A 23,821-nucleotide genomic window follows, 5' to 3' on the forward strand; every position below is an offset into this window, starting at 1 on the left:
GTACTGACCCCGACCCGAGGAGACCGCCATGCCCGTTCGTGAATCCGCCCCGCTGGGCGCACCGATCTGGATCGACCTCACCACTTCCGACCTCGACGGCGCCCAAGCGTTCTACGGAGCGGTGTTCGGGTGGACCTTCGAGTCGGCAGGTCCCGAATACGGCGGTTACACCAACGCCTTCCGCGATGGCAGGCCTGTCGCCGGTCTGATGGCCAACGATCCGCAGTGGGAAGTCCCCGACACGTGGACCACCTATCTGCACACGGTCGACATCAGGGCCACGATCGCCCAGGCCGCCACCGCGGGAGCCCAGACGTGCGAAGAGTCGGCCGAGCCGATGGAGATCAAGAACAAAGGGTGGATGGGCATGCTGTCGGACCCCACGGGCGCCTTCTTCGGCCTGTGGCAGCCGACCGGCCATCGCGGCTTCGAGCTCGTCAACGAACACGGCGCACCGCTCTATCACCAGCTGACCACCAAGGACTACGGCAAGGCACTCGACTTCTATCGCGACGCCTTCGGCTGGCACATCAACACGGTCTCTGACACCGACGAATTCCGCTACAGCACAGCTGTATTCGGGGGCGAGGAGTTGGTCGGCGTGATGGACGGCAGCGTGTACCTGCCCGACGGCGTGCCTTCGACGTGGACCGTGTTCCTCGCGTCCGACGACGTCGATAAAACCGTGGAGCTCATCGTCGCCAACGGCGGCACCGTCGAGCGCGGCGCGGAGGACACCCCGTACGGCAGACTCGCCGCCGTCGCCGATCCGACAGGCGCAGGCTTCAACCTGTCATCCGTCCAGAGCTGATCCTTCGAGCATCGCCGCGACGGCCTGAGCCGTCCGGCGATGCCACGCCCCTGCCTGCCGCACCATGAAGTGGCCACCCGCCATCGGAATCCACCGGGCATCCACACCCCGCGCGGCAGCACGGTCGACCTGCCGACGCGACTCCTGGGGGCTCGTCCACGTGTCGGCGGTCCCGTGCAGTGCAACCAGCCGAGTTCCCGCGTCGATCCGATCACCCTCGCCCGCCGGCCACCACGCGGCGAGGGCGACGACCCCGGCCACCTCGGGCCGCGACGCCAGATGCGCCGCAACGCGGCCGCCCATCGAATGGCCGACGAGCACCACCCGGCGGGCGCCGGTCAGCACATCGAGCGCCCTACCGGCATCGCGCACCGGATCCTCGGCAGCACCGTTCCAGCCCCGCACTCGATAGCGCACGCGGCGGATGCCTATGGAGCGTGGGAGTCGGACGCGCAGCGAGATCTTCAGCCACACCATGCGCAGGTTCGCCAGCTGCCAGGGCCGTGCCGCGAGCGTGCTGTTGGCCTTTCCGCCCGGCAGCAGAACGACGAATGTGTCGGTCACGACTTGGTGGGGTCGTGACCCCAGTTCATCAACGAGTATCGCCAGTCGGAGTGCTCGACATCCTTGGACGGTCCCTGAGCCCGATGCCGGTGGACATAGCCGACGACTTTGCGCATATGGGCGTAATCGTCGTCGGACAGGTCGGCCTTCTTGGTTCCCAGGATGTCGACTATCCGGCGTCCGCTGCGATGTCCTGTCGACTCGCCGCCGCCCGAGGATTTTTGCCCGACGGCCTCCGCCTCATCGGTGCCTAACCACTTATCGATCTCCGAGGCGGTCATGTTGACCGCTTCTTTGAAGTCGTCGTAGGTCTTCTGATCGTCCTCGTCGCTCATGACTTCTTCTTCAACGCCTCGGGCTTGTGCACGGCGTCGCCGCCGCTCTTGTCGCTCCGGACCTGGTACTGCGGCTCGTCCTTGGAGGCTCGCACGGTGCGGCCCGCGGCTTCGGTATCGGAGGTGATCTTCTTCTCGACGGTGCCCTCGGCGGTGCTGCCGTGGCTCTGCCATGTGACCTTGTCGCCTTTTCGGAAGCTTTGCTGACTCATGAGCGTTCGGATACCCGGCCAGGAAAGCGATGCTTGCCGGGTGAAAATAGCGTCATAGTGGGGTAATAATCTCGCAGTTTCGGGAAGGGAGACGATGACGAACGCACACATTCGGAAACTTCCCAATGTGCCTGACGTGGTCGTCACCGGCATGGTGATGACAACCGCGCTCGGAACTGACGCCGAGACGACCTGGCAGGCACTGCTGGACGGCCGTAGCGGTATCCGCACTCTGGAGGACTCCTTCATCGAGGAGTTCGACCTGCCAGTGCGCATCGGCGGTCACCTGCTGGAGTCGTTCGATGACGAGCTGACTCCCGAGGAGAACTACAACAACTCCTACGTGCAGCGCATGGCCATCGTGCTGGGCCGCCGGGTCTGGGAGCAGGCGGGTGCCCCCGACGTCGACCCGAACCGGCTCGCGGTGTCGATCGGCACGGGCATGGGCGGCATCGAGGAGCTCGCGTTCGCCTACGACCACATCCGGGAGGGCCGGCTGGACCAGGTGAACCCGACGGTGGTGCAGCAGTACGCACCCAGCGGTCCGTCGGCCGCCGTCGCGCTGGAACGCAACGCCCGCGCGGGAGTGCTCTCGCCCGTGTCGGCGTGCGCGTCCGGCTCGGAGGGCATCGCCCAAGCATGGCGCCAGATCATCTTCGGCGAGGCGGACATCGCGATCTGCGGCGGGGTGGAAGCCCGCATCGAGGCCGTGCCGATCGCCGGATTCGCCCAGATGCGCATCGTCATGTCGACCAACAACGACGATCCGCCGGGTGCCTGCCGCCCGTTCGACAAGGATCGCGACGGATTCGTCTTCGGTGAGGGCGGGGCCCTGCTGGTCATCGAGACCGAGGCGCACGCCAAGGCCCGCGGTGCCAAGATCCTCGGCCGGCTGATGGGCGCGAGCATCACCTCCGACGGCTTCCACATGGTCGCGCCCGACCCCAACGGGAAGCGCGCAGGCTTCGCGATGACGCACGCCACCGAGCTCGCCGGCCTTTCGCCGACGGACATCGACCACGTCAACGCGCACGCCACCGGCACCACCGTCGGTGACGTCGCTGAGGGCATCGCCATCAACAATGCGCTCGGCCAACACAAACCGGCGGTATATGCGCCCAAGGGTGCGCTGGGTCATTCGGTCGGCGCCGTCGGGGCTGTCGAGTCGATCCTGACGCTGCTGGCGTTGCGCGACGGGGTGATCCCCGCGACGCGCAACCTGACCACCCTCGACCCCGAGATCGACCTCGACGTCGTCGCCGGGGAGCCCAGACGGGGCAGATACGAATACGCGATCAACAACTCATTCGGCTTCGGCGGCCACAACGTCTCGCTGGTCTTCGGCCGCCCGTGACGCTCAGCCCTTGACGAGGGTGAACTGCCCCAGTTCGCTGATGCCGCGGTTGAAGAAATCGCTGCAGCCGGTCAGGTACTTCATGTAGCGCTGATAAACCTCTTCCGAGGTGGCCGCGACGGCCTCGTCGTGGTGGGCTTCCAGCGCCTGCGCCCACGTGTCCAGGGTCCGCACGTAGTCCTGGTTGAGGAACTGCGTCTGCTCAAGGGACAGCCCCGCCTCGGCGGACAGTTCGACGATGTTCTCCTCGCCGGGCACGGAGCCGCCGGGGAAGATCTCCTTGGCGATGAACCGCATGAATTTCAGATCGGACATCACGATCGGGATGCCCATCTCCGGCCACTTCTTCAGCGGATGCCCGAGGATCGCCTGCAGCAGGAACCGTCCACCGCTGGGCAGCACGCTGCTGCACATCTTGAAGAAGGGCGCGTAGCGCTCCTGCGGAAACGCCTCGATGGCCTCGATGCTGACGATCCGGTCGACGGGCTCGTCGAACTGCTCCCAGCCGCGCAGCAGAATCCGGCGGGACCGGTCGGTGTCGATTCCGTCGAGCAGTTCCTGCGCGAACTTGCACTGATTGCGGCTCAAGGTGAGCCCGACGACGTTGACGTCGTACTTCTCGACAGCGCGTTGGAGTACCGAACCCCAGCCGCAGCCGATGTCGAGCAACGTCATGCCGGGCTCAAGGTTCAGCTTGCCCAGTGACAGATCGATCTTGGCCACCTGCGCCTCGGCCAGCGTCATGTCTTCGCGCTCGTAGTAGGCGCAGCTGTATGTCCGGGACGGATCCTGGAACAGGCCGAAGAACTCGTCCGAGAGGTCGTAGTGTGCCTGGACCTCTTCGAAGTGAGGCTTCATGTCGTCGCCAGTTTTGGGTGGTTGCACCCTGCTCCCGGTCATCCCCGACCAACCTCCGTTCAGGTAACGCGTGTGACCAATTACAACACGATCGTCAGTTACTGCTTTTCCAACGTGAACTGCACGACGTCGGTGTAGCCGTCGCGGAACAGGTCCGCGCACCCGGCGAGGTACTTGTAGAACCGCTCGTAGATCTCCTCGGACGTGATCGCGATCGCCTCGTCCTTCTTGTCCTGGAGGTTCTGCGCCCAAGTGTCCAGCGTCTTCACGTAGTGCGGCTGCAGATGCTGCTCGCGGGTCTGCGTCCAGCCGTTGCGCTGCGCGGCATCGGTGACCTGTGCGGCCAGCGGCAGACGGCCACCGGGGTAGATCTCGTCCATGATGAACTTGATGAAGCGCACCTTCGACATGGTCAGCGGCAGCTTCTTGGCTTTGATCTCCTCATCGCTGGGGATGATGATCGTGTGCAGCATCTGCACGCCGTCGTCGGGCAGCCAGCTGAAGGTCTTCTTGAAGTAGTCGTCGTACTTGTTGAACCCGAAGTGCTCGAAGGCGCCGATCGAGACGATCCGGTCGACCTTGCCGTCGAACTCCTCCCACGGCTGCAGGCGCACTTCCATGCTCCGGTTGGTGTCGATGTTCGGGAACCGGTTCTGCTCGATGTGCTGCTTCTGGTTCTCCGAGAGCGTGAGGCCGATGACGTTGACGTCGTACTTCTCGACGGCGCGCTGGATCGTCGAACCCCAGCCGCAGCCGATGTCGAGCAATGTCATTCCCGGCTCGAGGCCGAGCTTGCCGAGCGACAGGTCGACCTTCGCGAGCTGTGCCTGCTCGAGCGTGTAGTCGTCCTTCTCGAAGTATGCGCAGCTGTACGTCTGCGACGGGTCCTGCCACAGCTTGAAGAAATCGTTGGAGATGTCGTAGTGGAACTGGACTTCCTTCTTGTCCGAACCACGCGTATCGCCAGCAGATTTCGACAGCCAGGCAGACTGCGCCGTGGCATTCGGGTCTCCCTGTGGGGCGTTCGACATCAATTCCATCCTTGTCTGCAGAGAGCTGTTGCGACGTGCTGGACGGGCTGTCTTTTCAACTCGGCCGTGAATCGCTCATCGGGCACGCATATCGGCAGTTGCGAACTCAGTGGCCTATCCGACATTACCTGCCAGCTGATCAGCAGGTGGACGCGGCACGCACTGCGCGCCGCTGATCTCGCGCTGTCGGCTCATGCAGGCAAGGATGGACGCTATGGCCGGCAGCTTGGAAACCCCCGCGACCCCGTTGACCCCGAAGATCTATGTCAAGGCGTGCATCAACGGTGCGCGCACCCCCGACCAGCATCCGAATCTGCCCGTCACCCCTGAGCAGTTGGCGGCCGAGGCCGTCGCGGCGCACCGCGCCGGCGCCAAGGCAGTCCATATGCATCCGAAGAACGCCGACGGTGTCGATTCGCTGCTGGCCGCGGACGTGGATGCAGCCGTCGCGGCTGTCCGCGAGGCGCTGCCCGGGCTGCCGCTCGGCGTCACCACTGGCTACTGGGCTCTCCCCGACGCGCAGGAGCGGCTCAAGGCTGTGGCCGACTGGACGGTGCTGCCGGACTTCACCTCGTTGAACTGGCACGAGCCCGGTTCACCGGAGTTGGCAGGCCTGCTGCTTAGCCGAGGCCTGGGGGTGGAGGTCGGAATCTTTCACGCCGAGGCCGCCGAGTCCTGGGCGGCGTCCGACATCGCGCAGCACTGCATGCGGGTGATGGTCGAACTGGGCGCGGAAGGCGACGTCGCGACGGCCGACGAGATTCTGGACATCATCGCCGGCGCGGGCTCGCCCGCACCGGCGCTGTTGCACGGATACGACGAAAGCTGTTGGCCGCTGCTGGAACACGCGGGTGTGCGCGGCGTCCAGACCCGCATCGGGATGGAGGACACGCTGGCGCTGCCCGACGGTTCTGTCGCCGACGGCAACGCCGCACTCGTCGCTGCGGCGGTCGACCTGCTCAGTCGGTAGGCGGCCCGAGTTCGAAGTCGGCGAAATCGAATCCGGGGACGACCACGCAGCTCACCAGACAGGGCTTGTCGTCGCGCGGCGTGGCCCGCTGCCAATGCCCTGGCGGCACCACGAATTGCGGGTTCTCGCCGGCAGCGATGTCGGCTCCCAGCAGGTGCGTGGTCGCGCTTTCCTGATGTGCGCCCACCTCCAGCAACAGGGGACCGCCCGAGTGGTACAGCCACAGTTCGGCGCTGCGCACCGTGTGCCACGCGGACTGCTGACCGGGCATGAGCAGGAAAAGGATGGCGGTACCGGCGTTGCGGACGCCGCTGTAGTCCGGCGGCAGAACCGACTGGGGGAGGGTGAGTTCACTGCGCCACGTCTCCCGGAACCAGCCGCCCTCCGGATGCGGCGCGAGGTCGAGACGACGCGCCCATTCGGGAAGTTCGCTCATCGGCTCACCCTAGTAGTGTTCTGCGCATGGCTCGCGCGCTTCCGGGGTGGCTGGTCGCGTTGTGCGCGCTCGTCGTGGCGGTCAGCGCGTGGCTGCCGTGGCTGACGTCGTCGGCCGGCGGTGGACGTGCCAACGCCATCGGTGGCGTCGTCGGCGCGATGCCCGCGCCCCCTCCAGGATTCGGTGTCGGCCAGTTGGTGGTGCTGCTGGCGTCGACGTTGGTGGTTGCCGGCGCGATGGCGGCGCGCGGCATCTCGCGACGCTGGGCATCGTCGGCGGCGCTGGCCATCTCGCTCGTGCTGGTGGCGTTGGCGGTGTGGTTCTACCGGCTCTACGTCTACCCGCCGGTGTCGGCCGGTTACGGCCTCTTCGTGGGCGGTTCCGTCGCTCTGGTGGCGGTGTTGTTGTCGGTGTGGACGATGCTCTCGGTCTGGGGCGCGGCGAGGTGAGTGGGTTCGTCGAATCGATCAGGCTGGTCGGCGAGCGATGGGTGACGCTGGAACCCCTTACCCGCGAACACCTTCCGGAGATCGAGGCCGAAGTGGCGGGCGGTGCGCTGGACGCGCTGTGGTTCACCGGCGCACCGAAGTCGACGACCGCGCAGGACTGGATCGGCGGGCGCCTCGCGGCGCAGACACCGCAGACCGGGCTGACGTTCGTGGTGCGAGACCACGGCGGCGCGCTGATCGGGTCGTCGAGCTACCTCAACGTGGACGGGCCCAACCGGCGGTTGGAGATCGGCTACACCTGGTATGTCGACCGGGTGCGCCGCACCGGCGTCAACAGCGAGACCAAGCTGTTGATGCTGGGGCACGCCTTCGACGGATTGGGTTGTGTCGCCGTGGAATTCCGCACCCATTTCTTCAACCGGGTCAGCCGTGCCGCGATCGAACGGCTCGGCGCCAAGCTCGACGGTGTGCTGCGCAGCCACCAGCTGTCTGCCGACGGTATTCGGCGAGACACGGTGGTCTACTCGATTCTCGACATCGAATGGCCCGCGGTGCGCACCAACCTGCAATACCGGCTGCAGCGCTAGAGTTCGACGTCCGCGGCCGCGGCGACGGCCGCCGTCCGGCCGGGAGCGCCCTGGTACCGCCAGTAGAGATTCGTGTGGGCGATGACGGCATCCACCGGGGGAGCGCCCCACTGTGTCTTGTCACCCGCGGTGTGCGCATCGCTGACGAGGGTGACGTCGTAGCCGCGGGTGAAGGCGCCGTGCAGCGTGGAACGCACGCATGCGTCGGTCTCCGACCCGGTGACCACGAGACGCCCGACGTGCCGCTCGGCGAGCACGTCCTCGAGGTCGGTGGCTTCGAAGGAATCTCCGTAACCCTTGTCCACGATGGCCTCGCCCTCAGCGGGGGTGAGCTCGGCGACGATCTGCCAGCCGTCGCTGCCCCTGACGAGGCCCTCGTCGTGATGGCGCACCCACACCACCGGGACCGACTCGCCCCGGGCGCGGTCGACGAGCGCGGCGATGTTGGCGACGACCTCGTCGCGGCGATAAGCACCCTCGACCACGAGGTTCTGCACGTCGACGACGAGAAGTGCACTGTTGGGCCGATTTTCGAGGGTGGTCATGGGTTCATTGTGTCCGACACCGGCTGGATCTGGGAACCGCGGAGCCGTCCCTGGCATTGGTCGCAGACGAGCGCGGGGGTGAACCGTGCGCCGCACTGCGCGTGCGTCAGGATCACCGCGGGACCTTCGTCGGCCTGAAACCACCGCTGTGCCCATGCGAGCGAGCACACCAGGACGGGAAAGAAGGCCCTGCCCTTCTCCGTCAGGCGGTACCTGCCGTCGCTGTTGACAAGGATTCCCTCGGCGGTGAACACGGCAAGGCGGTCGGAGACGGTGACGGGCGGGGCGCCGAGCTGGCTCTGGAAGTCGGTGAACCGGCTCACGCCGACGAACGCGGCAACGAGCAGTGCGAAGGCCCACCGGTCACCGATGACGCTCATCGTCTGCGGAAACAGCACCGCGGCACCGGAGCGGCGAGCATCGGACCGCCTGCGGTTGGTTCCGGCCGGGATGGAACGCTCCCACGATCCACTCGGACCCCATTGCGCCGCAACGTCCTTGTCACCCGCCGAACTTCCGCAGGCCCCACACACCACCAGCGGGGCGAACTCCCGACCGCAGACCGTGTGCCGCATGCGGGGAAGAGATTCGGCGTGGTCGGGGATCCAGCGCTGCTCCCACTCCCAGATCGCCGTCAGCATCGGCCACAAGGAACGACTCTTCGGCGTGACCAGATACTCGGAACGCGGCGGTTTGGTCTGATACTCGCTGCGGGACAACAGTTCAACGGAGACCAGCGATTTCAGGCGCTTCGACAGCACCGCGTTCGACACCGGGAGGGCTGCGGCGAAGTCGCCGTACCGGCGAGCGCCGAGCAGAGCACGCTGCACGATCAGCAGCGTCCACTCGTCGCCGAGCAGGCCGAGCATCCGTGCGACGGCGTTGGGTTCGCTCACAGGCCGATCGAGTCGGCTGCCGAGTCGGTCTGACGCCAGCGTGGCAGGTCGGAGCCGGGCGCCCATGTCGAGTGGGTTCCGCTGGAAATACGTTCGGGCAGTTGCATTTTGCACACCGGACCGTCTTCGACGCGGGCGGCGTCGAACACCAGGCAGTACGATGTGTCGGCGTTCATGTCGGTGGTCAACGTGACGAGGTAGCCGTCATCTTCGCCGATGCTGCCCACCCGAGGAGCCATGGCGGTCTCGCTCCCGTAGACGCCGTCGTCGAACGTATACCGCGTTTCGGCACCCGTGAGGAGGTCGTGCTTGACCAGACCGTCGAACAGGAACCAGGAGGGCTTGCCGGTCGCCGCGTAGGTATAGCGATAGTCACGCCCGGCGTATCCGGGGTTGATCATGCCGAATTCGCTGATGCTGTCGGTCAATTGCTCTTCGCGGACCGCGCCGGTCTTGACGTTGAACCTCCAGCGGTGCAGTCGCGCCTGCATGCGGTCGAGGGCCAGGAAGCGGAACGCACGCTGCCACCTGTTGCCCATCCCGTTGTCCGCAGGTTCGGGATCGCCCTGGAAGAACCCGTCGAGCACGATCTCATCGCCGTCCTCGTAGGCGTTGGGGAAATGCAGCACGTAGGTCGGATCGGCCTCGAACCACATGATCTGGGACGCGTCGCCGCGGCGCGGGATGACGGCGAACCGCGACGGGGTGTCCCGGTGGAAGCGAGGCAGATGGATGTTGTGGTCGAGCAGCGCCGTGTCCCAGAACAACGGAAAGTCGTTGAGTAGCACGTAGTTTTCGGTGAACGCCATGTCGTGCGGAAGCCTCGGGCCCGGCAGTTCCACATCGACGCTGTGCACCACCTCGCCTACGTCGCTGACCACGCCGTAGCGCAGATACGGTGCCTGCTTGCTGTAGGAGAAGAACAACAACTCGCCCGTGCGGTCGTCGACTTTGGGATGCGCGGACACGCCCCAGTCGGTGGGGAAGCCACCGTTCCAGGTCTCCCTGCCGAGGTCCGCACCGGTGCGGGGGTCGATGCGGTACAGGTCGCCGCACTGGTAGTGGCTCGTCAGTGCGACTCCGCGGTGCACGATGACGTCGGTGGACGACGCGTCCTTCATCAGTGTTCGCGCGCCCCAGCCGTAGTCACGGCGCGCCAACTCGATGGGCTCGGCGATGCCGGGCCACAGCGGCCCACCTTCCTCGTTCTCCGCCAGGAAGCCCTCCGTGCGGACAAACCTGTTGCGGTAGAACGCCTTTCCGTCGCGGAATCCGACAATGTGCAGCATGCCGTCGCCGTCGAAGGGATGGTAGTTCTTCAGGGCAGGATGCAGCGGGTTCTCGGTGTTGCGCAGGTACACCCCGTCGAGATCGTCGGGGATCTCGCCGGAGACGACCCGCAGGTCGTCGTCGTCCCACTCGGTGGTCTGTGGACGCCACGGGCCGGTGCGATAGGGGTGGTCGTCGTTCTCCGGCAGTGTCGACAGGTACTTGCCGACAATCTCGGGGTGGGTCATGGTGTTCTCCCGATTACGAAGCTGACGGTGGTGGCGGTGCTGCCCCCGAAGTTCACGGTGCCGAACGTCTTTGCGCCGTCCACCTGGTAATCGCCGGCGGTGCCACTGACCTGGCGTGCCGCGTCGACGAGCATCCGGACGCCGGTGGCGCCGACGGGATGTCCGCCGCCGATCAGGCCGCCGCTCGGGTTGATCGGCAGCCGGCCACCCTTGGCGATCTCGCCGGATTCGATCGCTTTCCACGACTCACCGGGCCCGGTCAGCCCGATGTGGTCGATCGCGAGGTACTCGCTGGGGGTGAAGCAGTCGTGGACCTCGAACCCGTCGACGTCGTCGAGCGTGACGTGGGCGCGGTCGAATGCGTCGAGGACGGCGGTGCGAACGTGGGGGAGAACGTACTTTTCCGCGGGGTCGCGGCGCGAACGGTCGAGCTTCTGCTGTAGACCCAGGCCGACGGTCCGATGGCCCCAGCCCTCGATGCGGGCGAGGGGCCGCGCGGTGGGATGGTCGCGCAGCCAGTCGTCGGTGACCAGCACGATGCCCGCACCGCCGTCGGTGATCTGGCTGCAGTCGAAGCGGCGCAAGCTGCCCTCGACAACGGGGTTCGCGACGTCGTCGTCGGTCACGGGCGACGGGACCGTCCAGGTGCGGGTCTGGGCGTGCGGGTTGGCGCGCGCGTTGGCGAAGTTGAGGTCGGCGATAGCGCGCAGATGGGCCGGGTCCAACCCGTAGCGGCGGTCGTACTCGGCGGCGACGGCATCGAACATGTGCGGCCACATGAACTTCGCGTCGTGGCCTTCGTGGCCCGTCCACGCCGCCGTCCCGAGGATCGAGGTGGCGGTGTCGCCGGGCACCGTCTTCTCCAGTTCCACACCGATGACGAGGGCGCTCCGGTAGGCGCCGGAGCGCAGATCGGCGATCGCGGCGAGGGTCGCGACGCTGCCCGAGGCGCACGCGGCCTCGTGGCGTGAAGCCGGTGTGCCCCACAGGTCGTCGTCGACAGTGGCAGGCATGGCGCCGAGGTGGCCCTGGCGAGCGAACAGTTCCCCGAACGCGTTGGCGACGTGGACGACGCCGATCTCGGTGGCGTCGATGTGGGCAGCGTGCAGCGTCGAGGCCACGATCTCGCTGGTCAGGTGGGAGAAGTCCAAGCCTTCACGGTCCAGGTTGCGCGCGAAGTCGCTCTGGTAGCCGCCGAGGATCCACACATTCGCCGAGCCCACACCTGCACGGTACTACAACTAACAGAGTGACTACGGAATTCGGGCGGCCTCGCCGGCTGCGCGTCTGAACCGACGAGACCTCAACAGGAGCCACGGTCGACCGTTGACACCTGTCTCTCGGGGGCATGCCCGCCACCGCGAGACGCAAACCACCCTCGCGTGTAAGTTCCGCACGTGATGGGGGATTCTGGAGAGATGAACGAAACGTCCGGCCACGAGCTCGCGCAGCGCATGGCCGAATTGGCTCGGTCGGTGGCGTCACCACGCAAGGTCGAGGATGTACTCTCCGACGTCACACACGAAGCCCAGCGCCTGATCCCGGGCACCGACGCCGCAGGGGTGCTGTTGATCGGCAAGGCGGGACGCTGGGAATCCGTGGGTGTGACGTCTGACCTGCCGCATCGCCTCGACGACCTGCAGATGAAGTACCGCGAGGGCCCCTGCTACCAGGCGGCGCTCGACGACCTGATCGTGCGCACCGACGACTTCCGCACGGAGAAGCGGTGGCCGCTGTACTCGGCGGCGACCGTCGAGATCGGCGTGCTCAGTGCACTGTCGTTCAAGCTGTACACCAGCACCCAGACCGCCGGCGCGCTCAACCTGTTCTCGACGAAACCCAACGCGTTCGACGGGGAAGCCGAGACCATCGGCGCCGTGCTCGCCGCGCACGCCGCCGCGGCGATCATGGCCAGCCGTGAGGCCGAGCAGCTCGAGTCGGCGCTGTCCACGCGGGACCGGATCGGGCAGGCCAAGGGCATCATCATGGAGCGATACAACGTCGACGACATCGCCGCCTTCGAGATGCTGCGCAAACTGTCGCAGGACAGCAACACCAAGCTGATCGACGTGGCCGCACGAGTTATCGAGACCAGAGGAACCTGAGCCGTTCAGCGGGAGTCGACGGCCTGGTCGCCGACGACTGAAAGCAGGCGCAGGTCATCGAGCGCCGACGATCCGGGTGGCGGTGTCAGCACCACCAGCTTCTGCCCGTCGTGGGTGGCCAGCACCTCGCAATCGAGCGTGATCGGACCGACCCTCGTCACGAAGGTCTTGCGCTGCATGCGCCGCACGGCCACTTCGTGGCGTGCCCACAATTCGGCGAACTCGGTGCTCGACGTCAGCAGTGACTCGATCAGCTCACGCACGTCGGCGTCGCCGCGGCGGCGCGCCCACGTAGCGCGCAGGTCGGCGACCGTCACCTGGCTGTGTTCGGCATGGTCCTCCGGCGGGACGTTGGCGCGAAAAGCGGGATCGGTGAACCACTGCCACGCGATGCTCTCCTGCAGTCCGCCGGTGATGGAGGTGCGGTGGCCCATGACCCGTTCGCACAACTCGTTCTGAGCGAGCACGAGGTAGGTGTCCGAGCAGATGAACGCCGCGGCGTCGCGCATCTGGTCGAGGACGTACAAAAGCGCGGGCCGCACGTGCAGCGAGGCACTGAAGCGGTCCGGGACGGCGTGACCCGCGAGCCGGTAGAGGTGATCGGTCTCGTCATCGGTCAGTCGTAGCGAGCGAGCCAGCGCGCGCAGCATCTGCGGCGACGGTTGAGTGCTGCGCGACTGTTCGAGGCGGCCGTAGTAATCGACCGACATCCCCGTCAGCTGAGCCACCTCTTCGCGGCGCAGCCCAATGGCGCGCCGACGCACCCCCACGGGGAGTCCGACGTCGGCCGGCCGCATCGCCTCGCGGCGACGGCGCAGGAATTCTGCCAGCGCGTCCCGGTCCATCACGCCACTCATCACGCCATTGTCGACCCGGCGACCCGGGTCGAGCCAGGGATTACGAGTCCGTGGCTCAGGCGTCCGGCATGTTCGACGGGGGAAGGCCGCACCGGGCCCGGAAGTCCGTCATCGGCTGCCGGATCCCCTGCAGCTCGGCCTGCACGCCGGGGCTCGTGTCGAGATACGCGTCCACCTTGGCGCGCCGCTCGTCCGGCGGGAGCCCGCGCAGGCTCGTGAAGAACCAGTTCACGTCGGGGTGGGTGAACATGTAGGCCGACAACGATGCCGAGACGCCGGACAAGATGCCCGCCTGGTCGGCGACGGAGCAGTTCGGGGCAGGTGGGGGTTGCGACGCGGCGAGCGCGCTGCTGCCGAGCAGTGCCGCCCCGGCGATCACCATGGCGCCTGCGGATCGGACGAGAACAGACATTCCTACTCCTCTACGTGGTCGGGTCAAACGTGCCAGGGACCGCACTGCCATCACTCGTCGTCGTCGGCGCCGAACGCGGCACCGCCGCCGTGTTCGACCTGCGTTCGATCCCTACGGGGATTGAGGGCGATGTCGAGGTCGCTGTCGTAGCAGTACAGGTCCAGTTCGCACCACGGATACTCGGTCGGAATGGGTGCTATCGACAGCGGGCCTGCAGATGCCACCGAGGCGGATACCAGCCCGGTGGCCACGGCTCCCGCCGCCAGAAACGGTATTGCGTAGAAGGATTTCCGCATCACAACCTCCCGGCCCGGTCGCCAACGATTCGCGGGCCGAACACCGGCTTGCGCTGGTGCCTAATCTGCCGTTTGAGGTGGTCGGGGACATCCCCCTGAATGGGTGAAATCAGCGCTCCCACTGGGGTCGAGCGTGGGCGTTACGCACGGATTTCCGGCCGAAAGCGTGCACGGGCCCCACGCTCGGCGCACGCGCCGACGATGAATGCTGTTGCTGCCGGAGCTTTCCGAGAGTCTCGAGCCATATGCTGCCGGGTCCTTCGAGGATTACGAGGGACAGCCCGATGAAGACGACGATGCCGGCCAAGACGGTCTTCGCGAGAGTGCGGTGAGGGCGAAAGAATTGCGAAATTCCCGCCCTGAGCGCCCTCTCGGCGCTCCGAGAGCGAACTTTGTGCCCCCGGCATGATTCGAACATGCGACACCGGCTTTAGGAGAGCCGTGCTCTATCCCCTGAGCTACGGGGGCGACAACCGGGGGAAGCTTACCTGGCTGACGCGGCAGGCCCTCAATCGGAAAACCTCAGTTATGTCAAAAGTGTCAAAACTTTGGTGTTGGCCCGGTACTGTCCCGACCGTGGAGCTGACACTTCAACGCATCGGCGCCTGGTCGGGCACCATCATGATCCTTCTCTACGGCGCCAGCTTTTCCGGTATCGCCCAACTCTTCCCGCCGCTGTCCCCGGCCGCGCCGGCCGACGAGATCGCCGCGTTCTTCGTCGACCACAAGCTCTGGATTCGCTTCGGGGTCTCGGGCGCACTGCTGAGCGCCGTCCTCGCGCTGCCGTTCCTTGCGGCGATCGTCCTGCGAATCCGGCGGGTCGAAGGCCATTTCGGCATGCTGTCGATGACCCAGCTGATGGCGGCGACGGTGTTCGTGCCCGCACTGCTGTTCCCGCAGTTCTTCCTCGGCGTGGCGGCCTACCGTCCCGAGGAGCGCTCCGCCGAACTCACCCAGGCCCTCAACGACGTGTTCTGGCTCTGGTTCATCGGCATCGTCGGCACGATCATCATCCAAAACTTGACGCTGGCCGCCGCGTCGTTCATGGACAAGACCGACCCGCCGACGTTCCCGCGGTGGTACGGCTACCTCAACCTCTGGGTGGCCACGCTGTCGCTGCCGGGCTGCGTGGTGGTCGTCTTCAACGACGGTCCACTGGCCTGGGACGGCGTATTCGCCTTCTACATACCGGGTCTCGTGCTCGTGGTGTGGCTGTTCTCCACCACCGCCGTGATGCTCAAATCGATCAAGGCCGAGCAGAAGGCCCTGTCGGTCGAACCCGTCCCCGCGTGACGGCAACCGTTCATCCGCCGCGTGATGCGCGGCGGATCCCCGGTGAGAGCGGCACCTGGGTCTTCTTGTTCGGCGACATGCTCGTCTTCGGCGCCTTCTTCGTAACGTTCCTCGTCGAACGCGCTGGATCTTCTGAGGCCCCCGGGACCTTCGACACCGCCCGAACCACCCTGCACATCGGCGTCGGTGTCGTCAACACCCTCGTCCTGCTGACGAGCTCACTGTGTGTTGTCTTGGCGCTCAACGCAATGCGTGCCGGCCTACGCCGGATCGCGACCCGTGCGGTGGCGGGGGCGATGGTCTGCGGCGTCGCCTTCATCGCGCTGAAGGTCTCCGAATACGTGTCCCTGGCATCAGCAGGCCACGGCCCCGGCGCCAACGACTTCTACCTCTACTACTTCATCCTCACCGGGCTGCACCTTTTCCACGTGTGTCTGGGCCTCGGCGCGCTGTCGTTCGTCGCCAGCCAGACCCGGCTGCCCGAACTGAGCGCCACCCGCACCGCGCTCGTCGAAGGGGGCGCCTGCTTCTGGCATCTCGTCGACCTGCTGTGGATCTTCCTGTTCGCACTGCTCTACCTGGTGAGCTGATGACAGTCCTGGACCTGCTCAAGAACCGCGCCGGCGCCAGCTGGCTCTTCCTGGTGGCCCTGACCGTCGTCTCGTGGGCCGTCGGCGCCGAACACGGCACCGGCTCGATGGTGGCCGTCCTGGTCCTCGGCATCGCCGCGATCAAGGTGCGTCTGGTCGGACTCGACTTCATGGAGCTGCGCCACGCACCCCTACCGCTGCGGATCGCGTTCGAGGGCTACTGCGTCGGCATCTGGGCACTGCTGTCCGGGCTGTATCTGTGGCTTTAACGCAGTAGCGCGATCACCTTGCCGAACGCCTCGGCGTGGCGGTCCTGCACGGTGACGTAGCTGACCCCGTACACGTCGCGGTAGCCACGGATGCGTTCGGCCATCTCCTCGGTCGACCCCGACAGGGTGCCGGGATGCCGCAACAACTCCTCGTCCGACAAGCCGGGCAGGAAGTGGCGCGGAATCGTCAGATCCGGCATCCCCGAATCGTCCAGCGGCATCGCCGTGATCGCGAGGTTCAACTCGAGATGGTCGAACCGCTCACCGGCCGCTTCCCGCACGAACGCGATCCGGTCGGCCAGCGGATCCTCGTCGGCGGTCGCCGCCCGGTCGCCACCGGTCAGACCGATGATGTCGGCCGAACGCGCGGCGATACGCAGCACGCGGTCACCGTTGCCGGCGATCATGATCGGCACGTCCGGTAGATGCTCGGCCATGTACTCGGTGGTGGCCTTGAGATGGTCGACACGTTCCCCCGCGCTGGGGAAGGGGATCCCGGCGGCGTCGAACTCCTCCTTCACGTAGCCGGTGCCCAGCCCCAGATCGAGCCGCCCGTCGCTCAGGTCGTGCAGCGCCCCGACGTCGCGGGCGAGCAGCGCGGGCCGGTAGAACGCCGAGTTGATGACGAACGTGCCGACGCGCAGCGTCGACGTCGCCATCGCGATCGCCGTCATCACCGGGAACGGTGCCGGACCGCCCAGGTGGTCGGGGACGTGGAGGACGTCGAAGCCGAGGGCTTCGGCGCGGCGGGCGCTGTCCTCGAGCTTGGTGCGCGATCGGGCGCGCATCACCCCGACGCCGAACCGGAATTCCTTTGCCATTTCGTGATCGTAGGTCCAGGTTTGAAGCGCGATGGGCAGGGGCATATACCGATCGACTTTCTCCCCCAGATCCGGCCCGTCGTCGAAATATCCGACGGGCCGGATCAATATCTCGGGACGGACATGACGGACATACCGACCCTCGGCGTCGAAGAGGAATTTCTTCTCGTCGATCCCGACTCCGGTGCCCCCGTCGCGCGTAATCGGGAGGTCGCCGACCGCGCCGCGCAGCGCGGCGTCGATCTGCAGCTCGAGCTGACAAGCTGCCAGGTGGAGACGGCGACGGACGTCGCCCGGCACACCCACGAACTGCGTGATCAGTTGGTCCACCTGCGCCGCACCGCTGCCGACGCCGCGGAGCAGGCAGGCGCCCGGCTGCTCGCCGTCGGGTTGCCGCCCACCCTGCCGCGCGAGTTCCCGTTGACCGACACCCCGCGATACCGGGACATCGGTGAGCGGTTCGGCATGATCGCCCACGAACAGGGGATCTGCGGCTGCCACGTCCACGTCGCAGTTCCCGACCGCGATACCGCGATCGCCGTGAGCAACAGGCTGCGCCCCTGGCTGCCGACGCTGCTCGCGCTGACCGCGAACTCGGCGATCTATCGCAACGCCGACACCGGGCACGCCAGCTGGCGAAGTGTGCTGTGGGCCCGCTGGCCCAGCGCCGGTCCGCCTCCGGTGTTCGATTCGGCCGACGAGTTCGACGCCGCGGTGCAGATGCTCTGCCACAGCGGGGTGATCCGCGACGACGGCATGGTCTATTGGGATGTGCGGCCGTCGGCGAACTTCCCGACGGTCGAGGTGCGGGTCGCCGACGTTCCCGCGACCATCGCCGAGACGGTCGTGTTCGCCGCGCTGGTCCGTGGTTGCGTCATGACCGTGCTCGACGACGATCGTCGCGGCACCCCCGTGCTGCCGCTGGCGCCACACGCGCTGAAAGCCGCGTACTGGAAGGCCGCCCGCGACGGGCTCGACGGCGACGGCGTCGATCTGGAAAACCACGCCGCCGCACCGGCACTGATGATCCTGCGAAATCTCGTCGAGCGCGTGCGGCCGGCGCTGGAAGCCGCCGGTGACCATGACCTCGTCGCCGCCGGCTTGGCGGCGATCGCCGAACGCGGCAACGGCGCGAGCAGACAGCGCCGAGCGTGGTCCCGTCGCCACGACGTGAACGACGTCCTCGCCGAAGCGGCCGCGGCGACCCTCGAACTCCCCTAGGCCAACGGCAGCTGTGCGAACACCGGGCTCGTGGGTTGCGTCGAACCGCCCGGCGGCTCAACCGTGAACGCCAGCGTCTGCGAGGCGCCGATGTCCGAGAGCACCGCCGTGGTCGACGGCGCGACCTGCTCGGAATCCATCGTGCCCGCCGGATGCGGCCCTTCGGCGTCGATGAGCCACATCTGATAGACGGTGCCCGCCTCGGGTGGGGTCACGCCGTTCATGACCAGCACGCCGGCGTTCTCCGCCCGGGAGAACACCACCGTCGCGGTTCCGCCGCCGGGGATGTCGCCCGACACCGTGCGCACGTCGGGCGCGGCGAAGATCTCCTGCGCCGTCGATGCTGTCGGGGCGGGCCGCAGGGTGTAGCCGATACCGAGGGCGCCGAGTCCGATGGCCACGGCGGCGGCACCGGCAAGCAACGGCCGTGTCCACCGGCGAGGTTGTTTCGGTTGCGACGGCATCGCGCGGACGTTGCCGTCGGCGATCTGCCGCAGGATGTCGGCACGCAGGTGCGGCGGCGGCTCGACGGCGGTGGCCGCCGCGATGACGGCCATGGTCTCGCGCACCGCGCGCACCTCCGCGACGAACGCCTCGGCGACGTCGGGCGGTGCCACCGTCAGCTGACGGTCGATCTCGGCGGCTTCTGCCTCACTGACCGCGTGCAACGCATACGGCGTCGCCAGCGACAGCAGGTCTTCCTGAGGATTGGTCACGCGACCCCCAGACATCTACGCAGGCCGCGGATCGCGTCACGCATCCGCGACTTGATGGTTGCCAGATTTGCGGTCAACCGTTCCGACACCTGCGCATACGTCAGGCCGTCGTAGTAAGCGAGCTGAATGCATTCCCGCTGCGTATCGGTGAGCGAGTCCAGACAACCGGTGACCCGCGCCCGTTCGTCACCACTGATCACCTCGTCCGAGACGTGGTCGGCGGGGCGCACCACGGTTGCAGCACCATAGCGGGACTCCCGTGAGCTGGCGGCCTCCTCGGAACGGACCCGGTCGACCGCGCGGCGATGCGCGAGCGTGAGCAGCCAGGCCAGCGCCGAACCTGCCGACGGGTCGTAGTTTCCAGCGCTGCGCCACACCTGCAGGTAGACGTCCTGAGTCGTCTCTTCGCTGTAGCCGGGATCGCGCAAAACCCGCGTGACCAGGCCGAAAACACGGGAACGTGTCTGGTCGTACAGCGTCGCGAACGCGTCGGCATCGCGGCGGGCCACCTGGCGCAGGAGTGCGTCGAGTTCGGCGGTCACGAGCCGTAGCCTATCGCTCACCAAGATCAATGCGGTCATATCGATCGCCTCTTGGGCGGCCGCGGCACGAAGAACGGGGTGCGCGAACGGTATTCGTCGAACCCGGGCCGGCCGGCCATCTGCTGTTCGGTGAGCTTTCCGCCGGTGCCACACATCAGGAAGTACGTCATCAGCACCGGCGACAGGACGGTCGACAGCGAGACCGCCCCGGCGAACGAAACCAGCCACAGCCCCCACCAGACGCAGGCGTCGCCGAAATAGTTCGGATGGCGGGTCCACGCCCACAGGCCGCGATCCATGATCGCGCCCTTGTTGGCGGGATCGGCCTTGAACTGCCGCAACTGGTGGTCGCCGATCGCTTCGAAGATCACCCCGGCGAGCCAGACCGCGACGCCCAGGATCAGCACGGGCAACAGCGCCGACGGTGTCGGCCCGAGAACCGCGGACACCTGCAGCGGCAGCGAGATGAACCACCCGGCGGCGGCCTGGACGGCGAAGATGCGACGGATGACGTTGGACGCGCTGGTATCGCCGCGCAGCAGGGAGTCGTAGCGGGGGTCTTCCCCCTTGTTTCGTGACTTGCCGACCATGTGCCACGCCAGCCGCAATCCCCAGATCGCGACCAACGCGAACAGCAGCAACCGTCGGACGAGATCGCCGGAACCCACCGCCGCGCACACTGCGGCGACGGCGACGAAACCGACACCCCAGGTGACATCGACGACGTTGTAGCGACCGATCCTGCGACCGATCGCGAAGGTGACTCCGTGGACGACGACCAGGATCGCCAGGGAGGCAAGGGAGACGAGGAGGAAGGACATCTACGGTCGGCTCAGTCGCCCGGTCGGTGCGAAGGTCCACTGGTAGACGTCGAGGTAACCCGACCGGAACCCGGCCTCGGAGTAGGCAAGGTAGAGCTCCCACATGCGGTGGAAGACTTCGTCGAAACCCAACGCCGCCACCGCTTCCCGCCGGCCCATGAAGCGTTCCCGCCACAACCGCAGCGTTTCGGCGTAGTGCGGACGCAGGGAGAACATGTCGACGGTGCGGAGCCTGGTGTTGCGCTCGGTGATGCTGATGATCGACTCGGTCGACGGGATGAGGCCGCCGGGGAAGATGTACTTCTGGATCCAGGTGTAGGTGTTGCGGCTGGCCAGCAACCGGTCGTGGGGCATCGTGATTGTTTGGATGCTCACGCGGCCACCGGGGTTGACCAGCCGGTCGAGTGCCGTGAAGTACGTGGGCCAGTACCGGTAGCCGACGGCCTCGATCATCTCGATCGACACCACGGCGTCGTAGCTGCCCTCGACGTCGCGGTAGTCGCACAGCTCGATGTCGACCCGGTCGCTCAGGCCAGCGGCCGCCACCCGCGCGGTGGCGAGTCGCTGTTGCTCTGCCGACAGCGTGATCGACCGCACCTGGGCGCCGCGAGCCGCTGCGCGCAGACACAGTTCACCCCAACCGGTTCCGATTTCCAGCACGGTGCTTCCCGGTCCGACCTTCGCCGCGTCGAGCAGTCGGTCGATCTTGCGACGCTGGGCATTAGGCAGATCGGTCGCCGACGCCGGAAACGATTCGAACTGTGCGCTGGAGTAGGTCAGCGTCTCGTCGAGGAATTCGGCAAACAGCTCGTTCGACAAGTCGTAGTGCTCGGAGACATTCCTGCGTGCCTGGGCGATGCTGTTCAGTTGCGACCGGGGATGGCGCACCACTGCGAGCGGCCGGAACCGTTGTAGCACTGGTGGAATCAGTTCGGCGAGACGTTTACCGAATTCGGTGAGCAGGCCTGCGGGATCGCTCGAGCTCCAGTCGCCGGCCATGTACGACTCACCGAAACCGATGAGGCCGTAGCGCCCGACCCGGCGCACCATGTGGTCGGGGCGGTGCACCACCATGGTCGGCAGCGTCGGGTCGGCCGCGCCGATGCGGGTGCCGTCGGGATAGAGCACACGAATGGGCAGGCGTGACGCCGCGCGCCGGAACAGCCGGTCGGCGACCGCGCCGGCGGTGATGCTGGCGACCCCGCCGGGCACTCTCGCGACGTCCGGCCAGCGTTCCTTATCGGCTGCGCCGGAGCGTGTTCCGGAGAGTTCAGTCGTCACAGCTGCTCCACCTTCTCTCGATCCTCGTCACTGCGGTGCGACACGCGGGGCACGATCGGGACACGGCGCAGCCACAGCAGCATGCCCTGCACGCGGATGCCGACCGCGTTCATCAGCGGCGCCATCGGGGCGAGGAATTGCAGTGCGACGATCTGGCGGATGCCTGCGGGCCTGCGCGTCCCGCGCATGGTGGCGATGAAGGCGGGCTGTTCGTCGCGGTGCAGCGAGATCCTGACGTCGAGACTGTCGTCCGGTTGTGGCGCCCGCACCAGGTAGTGACCGTCGACGTCGTTGAACGGGGACACGTACAGCTTCTTGTCCACCATCGCGGGCTGCTCGGCCGAGGGTGGCAGCAGATACGCGTGCCGTCCGCCGTAGGTGTTGTGCACTTCGGCGATGACGTAGCGCAGCACCCCGTCCGCGTCGTGGCACCAGTACAGACTCAGCGGGTTGAACACGTAGCCGAGCACCTTGGCGTGCATCAGGGCGGTGACGCTGCCGCCGGGGAGTTCGATGCCCTTGGCCGCGAGGAACGCGTCGACGCGCCCGCGCAAGGTGTCATTGTCGGCTTCCCACAGGTGATCTCGCGCCTCGAAGCGGGCGAATGGCCGCAGCCACCGCGGCAGCCGGGGCAGGGCGTCGAGGTCGACGTACCAGCTGTAGCTGCGGTGCTCGAAGTAGTGGTGCACCGGCGCGCGGCGCAGGTGCGTGATCCGCGTGCGGTACAGGGCGGCCGTCATGCCGGCACCGCCTCGAGCCGGTGCGGGCCGACCGGCCAGTCAGCGCCGAGGTGTTGCGCGGCGCGCAGGCCGGATGCCGCGCCGTCTTCGTGAAAACCCCACCCGTGGTACGCCCCGGCGTAGACGATCCTGTCGTCGTTGAGGGTTGGGAGAAGTTGTTGAGCGGCAACAGATTCCGGGGTGTACATCGGGTGGCTGTAGGTCATCTCCGCGACAACGCAGGCCGGATCGACGACGCCGCGCCCGCCGAGAGTGACGACGAACGTGCGTGGGCCGGACAACCGCATGAGCCGGGAGATGTCGTAGCTGACGACGACTCGGTTGTCGTCGCCGGTCATCAGATAGTTCCACGAGGCGCGCGCCCGGGGATGCCGCGGCAGGACCGATTCGTCGGTGTGCAGCTGAGCGTGGTTGACGGAGTAGGGAATCGCACCGAGCACCGCCCGTTCCGCGGTGGTCGGCTCCGCGAGCATCAGCAACGCCTGGTCAGGGTGGGTCGCTATCACTGCAGCGTCGAAAACCTCAGCAGCACAACCCAGTTGAGTCACCTCGACACCGTCGGGTACCCGGCGCACCGCCGTCACCGGTGATCCGGCCCGGACGTCGTCGAGCCGGCCGACGATGGCGTCGACGTACGTCGCGGAGCCGCCCGTCACCGTCCGCCACGTCGGTGAACCGAACACCGACAGCATGCCGTGGTGTTCGAGGAACACGAACAGGTAGCGCGCGGGGTAGCGCATCGCATCTCCCGGCGGGCAGGACCACACCGCGGCGACCAGCGGCGCCATGAAGTGCTCGGTGAAGTAGCGCGAGAAGTCGTGCCGCTGGAGGAAATCGCCCAGGGTCTCGGAGTTGTCGTCGGGCAGGCGCAGGAGTTCGGTGGCCGCCCGGTGGAAGCGTTTGACCTCGACCAGCATCTGCAGATACCGCGGGCGCGACGCCGACCGCCAGGTGGGGAACAGCCCGCGGAATCCGCGGGCGCCCGCGTACTCGAGTGCGCTGGCGTCGTCCCGCACCGACATCGACATGTCGGTGTCCTGGGTCGCGATACCGAGATCGTCGAACAGCCGGCACAGCGTCGGGTAGGTGCGGTCGTTGTGTACCAGGAATGCCGAGTCCAGCGCGACTGTTACCCCGTCGCCGCGGTCGACGTAATGGGTGTGGGCGTGGCCCCCGACGCGATCGTCGGCCTCGAAAAGGGTCACGCGGTCGCGAGTCGACAAGTTATACGAGGCGACAAGCCCCGCCACCCCACTGCCGATGACGGCGATCGACCGGCTTCCAGCGCTTAT

Annotated in this window: 30 protein-coding genes and 1 tRNA gene; 10 read left to right on the forward strand and 21 right to left on the reverse strand. The window is 66.9% G+C overall.

Annotated features, from left to right (window positions below; all coding sequences use genetic code 11):
* Positions 1–28 precede the first annotated feature (28 nt).
* A complete protein-coding gene (locus P9A17_RS14150) occupies positions 29–811 on the forward strand; it encodes a VOC family protein (RefSeq protein ID WP_278039267.1) in 783 nt (260 codons plus the stop codon).
* Here P9A17_RS14150 and P9A17_RS14155 read toward each other — a convergent pair.
* The 3 genes from P9A17_RS14155 to P9A17_RS14165 are packed head-to-tail and all read right to left on the reverse strand — an operon-like array spanning position 794 to position 1,922.
* Positions 794–1,375 (reverse strand): alpha/beta hydrolase, encoded by a 582-nt coding sequence (locus tag P9A17_RS14155; RefSeq protein WP_278039268.1) that lies wholly within the window; start codon positions 1,373–1,375, stop codon positions 794–796. The two genes, P9A17_RS14150 and P9A17_RS14155, sit on opposite strands and share 18 nt — an antisense overlap.
* Positions 1,372–1,710 (reverse strand): DUF3140 domain-containing protein, encoded by a 339-nt coding sequence (locus P9A17_RS14160; RefSeq protein WP_278039269.1) that lies wholly within the window; start codon positions 1,708–1,710, stop codon positions 1,372–1,374. The genes P9A17_RS14155 and P9A17_RS14160 overlap by 4 nt, the downstream gene beginning before the upstream one ends.
* On the reverse strand, positions 1,707–1,922 hold the full coding sequence (locus P9A17_RS14165) for a DUF2945 domain-containing protein (protein WP_278039270.1): 216 nt from the start codon (positions 1,920–1,922) through the stop codon (positions 1,707–1,709). The genes P9A17_RS14160 and P9A17_RS14165 overlap by 4 nt, the downstream gene beginning before the upstream one ends.
* Before the next feature lie 94 nt (positions 1,923–2,016).
* Here P9A17_RS14165 and P9A17_RS14170 point away from each other — a divergent pair, with 94 nt between their 5' ends.
* On the forward strand, positions 2,017–3,276 hold the full coding sequence (locus tag P9A17_RS14170; protein WP_278039271.1) for a KasA/KasB family beta-ketoacyl-ACP synthase: 1,260 nt from the start codon (positions 2,017–2,019) through the stop codon (positions 3,274–3,276).
* Positions 3,277–3,279: 3 nt separating this feature from the next.
* On the opposite strand, the gene P9A17_RS14175 is transcribed toward P9A17_RS14170, so the two are convergent.
* On the reverse strand, positions 3,280–4,134 hold the full coding sequence (locus P9A17_RS14175; protein ID WP_278039272.1) for a cyclopropane mycolic acid synthase family methyltransferase: 855 nt from the start codon (positions 4,132–4,134) through the stop codon (positions 3,280–3,282).
* A gap of 98 nt (positions 4,135–4,232) precedes the next feature.
* Positions 4,233–5,165: a cyclopropane mycolic acid synthase family methyltransferase gene (locus tag P9A17_RS14180; RefSeq protein WP_278039273.1), complete on the reverse strand. Its 933-nt coding sequence runs from the start codon at positions 5,163–5,165 to the stop codon at positions 4,233–4,235.
* Between the two features lie 214 nt (positions 5,166–5,379).
* Here P9A17_RS14180 and P9A17_RS14185 point away from each other — a divergent pair, with 214 nt between their 5' ends.
* Positions 5,380–6,135 carry a 3-keto-5-aminohexanoate cleavage protein gene (locus P9A17_RS14185; RefSeq protein ID WP_278039274.1) on the forward strand — a complete coding sequence of 252 codons (756 nt, stop codon included), beginning with the start codon at positions 5,380–5,382 and terminating at the stop codon, positions 6,133–6,135.
* On the opposite strand, the gene P9A17_RS14190 is transcribed toward P9A17_RS14185, so the two are convergent.
* Complete coding sequence (locus tag P9A17_RS14190) at positions 6,125–6,571, reverse strand: cupin domain-containing protein (RefSeq protein WP_278039275.1); 447 nt, start codon at positions 6,569–6,571, stop codon at positions 6,125–6,127. The two genes, P9A17_RS14185 and P9A17_RS14190, sit on opposite strands and share 11 nt — an antisense overlap.
* A gap of 26 nt (positions 6,572–6,597) precedes the next feature.
* On the opposite strand from P9A17_RS14190, the gene P9A17_RS14195 reads away from it, so the two are divergent.
* Both P9A17_RS14195 and P9A17_RS14200 read left to right on the forward strand, forming a co-directional pair.
* The gene (locus P9A17_RS14195; protein ID WP_278039276.1) at positions 6,598–7,020 is read left to right on the forward strand and encodes a hypothetical protein; all 423 of its coding nucleotides are present in this window, start codon (positions 6,598–6,600) and stop codon (positions 7,018–7,020) included.
* Positions 7,017–7,607, forward strand: a complete 591-nt coding sequence (locus tag P9A17_RS14200; RefSeq protein WP_278039854.1) for a GNAT family protein — start codon at positions 7,017–7,019, stop codon at positions 7,605–7,607. The genes P9A17_RS14195 and P9A17_RS14200 overlap by 4 nt, the downstream gene beginning before the upstream one ends.
* Here P9A17_RS14200 and P9A17_RS14205 read toward each other — a convergent pair.
* Genes P9A17_RS14205 through P9A17_RS14220 form a run of 4 tightly spaced genes read right to left on the reverse strand, consistent with a single transcriptional unit; the run spans position 7,604 to position 11,788 of the window.
* Positions 7,604–8,152, reverse strand: coding sequence for an isochorismatase family protein (locus P9A17_RS14205; RefSeq protein WP_278039277.1), 549 nt, complete (start codon positions 8,150–8,152; stop codon positions 7,604–7,606). The two genes, P9A17_RS14200 and P9A17_RS14205, sit on opposite strands and share 4 nt — an antisense overlap.
* The gene (locus P9A17_RS14210; protein WP_278039855.1) at positions 8,149–9,021 is read right to left on the reverse strand and encodes a helix-turn-helix domain-containing protein; all 873 of its coding nucleotides are present in this window, start codon (positions 9,019–9,021) and stop codon (positions 8,149–8,151) included. The genes P9A17_RS14205 and P9A17_RS14210 overlap by 4 nt, the downstream gene beginning before the upstream one ends.
* 23 nt (positions 9,022–9,044) lie before the next feature.
* Positions 9,045–10,565, reverse strand: coding sequence for a carotenoid oxygenase family protein (locus P9A17_RS14215; RefSeq protein ID WP_278039278.1), 1,521 nt, complete (start codon positions 10,563–10,565; stop codon positions 9,045–9,047).
* The gene (locus P9A17_RS14220; protein WP_278039279.1) at positions 10,562–11,788 is read right to left on the reverse strand and encodes an acetyl-CoA acetyltransferase; all 1,227 of its coding nucleotides are present in this window, start codon (positions 11,786–11,788) and stop codon (positions 10,562–10,564) included. The genes P9A17_RS14215 and P9A17_RS14220 overlap by 4 nt, the downstream gene beginning before the upstream one ends.
* 195 nt (positions 11,789–11,983) lie before the next feature.
* Here P9A17_RS14220 and P9A17_RS14225 point away from each other — a divergent pair, with 195 nt between their 5' ends.
* The gene (locus P9A17_RS14225; RefSeq protein ID WP_278039280.1) at positions 11,984–12,670 is read left to right on the forward strand and encodes a GAF and ANTAR domain-containing protein; all 687 of its coding nucleotides are present in this window, start codon (positions 11,984–11,986) and stop codon (positions 12,668–12,670) included.
* Between the two features lie 5 nt (positions 12,671–12,675).
* On the opposite strand, the gene P9A17_RS14230 is transcribed toward P9A17_RS14225, so the two are convergent.
* The 4 genes from P9A17_RS14230 to P9A17_RS14245 all read right to left on the reverse strand — a co-directional run bounded on the left by P9A17_RS14230 (position 12,676) and on the right by P9A17_RS14245 (position 14,703).
* A complete protein-coding gene (locus P9A17_RS14230; protein WP_278039856.1) occupies positions 12,676–13,515 on the reverse strand; it encodes a helix-turn-helix transcriptional regulator in 840 nt (279 codons plus the stop codon).
* Positions 13,516–13,582: 67 nt separating this feature from the next.
* Complete coding sequence (locus P9A17_RS14235; protein WP_278039281.1) at positions 13,583–13,939, reverse strand: heme-binding protein; 357 nt, start codon at positions 13,937–13,939, stop codon at positions 13,583–13,585.
* Between the two features lie 50 nt (positions 13,940–13,989).
* Positions 13,990–14,235 (reverse strand): hypothetical protein, encoded by a 246-nt coding sequence (locus P9A17_RS14240; RefSeq protein ID WP_278039282.1) that lies wholly within the window; start codon positions 14,233–14,235, stop codon positions 13,990–13,992.
* Positions 14,236–14,630: 395 nt separating this feature from the next.
* Positions 14,631–14,703, reverse strand: a tRNA-Arg gene (locus P9A17_RS14245).
* 108 nt (positions 14,704–14,811) lie between these two features.
* Here P9A17_RS14245 and P9A17_RS14250 point away from each other — a divergent pair.
* The 3 genes from P9A17_RS14250 to P9A17_RS14260 are packed head-to-tail and all read left to right on the forward strand — an operon-like array spanning position 14,812 to position 16,387.
* A complete protein-coding gene (locus P9A17_RS14250) occupies positions 14,812–15,528 on the forward strand; it encodes a hypothetical protein (RefSeq protein WP_278039283.1) in 717 nt (238 codons plus the stop codon).
* On the forward strand, positions 15,525–16,118 hold the full coding sequence (locus P9A17_RS14255) for a cytochrome c oxidase subunit 3 (protein ID WP_278039284.1): 594 nt from the start codon (positions 15,525–15,527) through the stop codon (positions 16,116–16,118). Before P9A17_RS14250 ends, P9A17_RS14255 begins: the two co-directional genes overlap by 4 nt.
* Entirely contained in the window at positions 16,118–16,387 is a 270-nt protein-coding gene (locus tag P9A17_RS14260) for a cytochrome C oxidase subunit IV family protein (protein ID WP_278039285.1), read from the forward strand. Before P9A17_RS14255 ends, P9A17_RS14260 begins: the two co-directional genes overlap by 1 nt.
* On the opposite strand, the gene P9A17_RS14265 is transcribed toward P9A17_RS14260, so the two are convergent.
* The gene (locus tag P9A17_RS14265) at positions 16,384–17,208 is read right to left on the reverse strand and encodes an LLM class F420-dependent oxidoreductase (RefSeq protein ID WP_278039286.1); all 825 of its coding nucleotides are present in this window, start codon (positions 17,206–17,208) and stop codon (positions 16,384–16,386) included. The genes P9A17_RS14260 and P9A17_RS14265 overlap by 4 nt on opposite strands.
* 123 nt (positions 17,209–17,331) lie before the next feature.
* Here P9A17_RS14265 and P9A17_RS14270 point away from each other — a divergent pair, with 123 nt between their 5' ends.
* Complete coding sequence (locus tag P9A17_RS14270) at positions 17,332–18,429, forward strand: glutamate--cysteine ligase (protein WP_278039287.1); 1,098 nt, start codon at positions 17,332–17,334, stop codon at positions 18,427–18,429.
* Here the strand turns inward: P9A17_RS14270 and P9A17_RS14275 are convergent.
* From P9A17_RS14275 to P9A17_RS14300, 6 genes are read right to left on the reverse strand one after another with little or no spacing between them, the layout of a single operon-like run.
* The gene (locus P9A17_RS14275) at positions 18,426–19,145 is read right to left on the reverse strand and encodes an anti-sigma factor (RefSeq protein ID WP_278039288.1); all 720 of its coding nucleotides are present in this window, start codon (positions 19,143–19,145) and stop codon (positions 18,426–18,428) included. The genes P9A17_RS14270 and P9A17_RS14275 overlap by 4 nt on opposite strands.
* Positions 19,142–19,726, reverse strand: a complete 585-nt coding sequence (locus P9A17_RS14280; RefSeq protein ID WP_278039289.1) for a sigma-70 family RNA polymerase sigma factor — start codon at positions 19,724–19,726, stop codon at positions 19,142–19,144. The genes P9A17_RS14275 and P9A17_RS14280 overlap by 4 nt, the downstream gene beginning before the upstream one ends.
* Positions 19,723–20,508 carry a DUF1295 domain-containing protein gene (locus tag P9A17_RS14285; protein WP_278039290.1) on the reverse strand — a complete coding sequence of 262 codons (786 nt, stop codon included), beginning with the start codon at positions 20,506–20,508 and terminating at the stop codon, positions 19,723–19,725. The genes P9A17_RS14280 and P9A17_RS14285 overlap by 4 nt, the downstream gene beginning before the upstream one ends.
* Positions 20,509–21,789, reverse strand: a complete 1,281-nt coding sequence (locus tag P9A17_RS14290; RefSeq protein WP_278039291.1) for a class I SAM-dependent methyltransferase — start codon at positions 21,787–21,789, stop codon at positions 20,509–20,511.
* Positions 21,786–22,529: a DUF1365 family protein gene (locus P9A17_RS14295; RefSeq protein WP_278039292.1), complete on the reverse strand. Its 744-nt coding sequence runs from the start codon at positions 22,527–22,529 to the stop codon at positions 21,786–21,788. Before P9A17_RS14295 ends, P9A17_RS14290 begins: the two co-directional genes overlap by 4 nt.
* Positions 22,526–23,821, reverse strand: coding sequence for an FAD-dependent oxidoreductase (locus P9A17_RS14300; protein WP_278039857.1), 1,296 nt, complete (start codon positions 23,819–23,821; stop codon positions 22,526–22,528). Before P9A17_RS14300 ends, P9A17_RS14295 begins: the two co-directional genes overlap by 4 nt.

Origin of the sequence: Mycobacterium sp. 236(2023) (genome assembly GCF_029623955.1) — a bacterium.
Taxonomy (GTDB): domain Bacteria; phylum Actinomycetota; class Actinomycetes; order Mycobacteriales; family Mycobacteriaceae; genus Mycobacterium.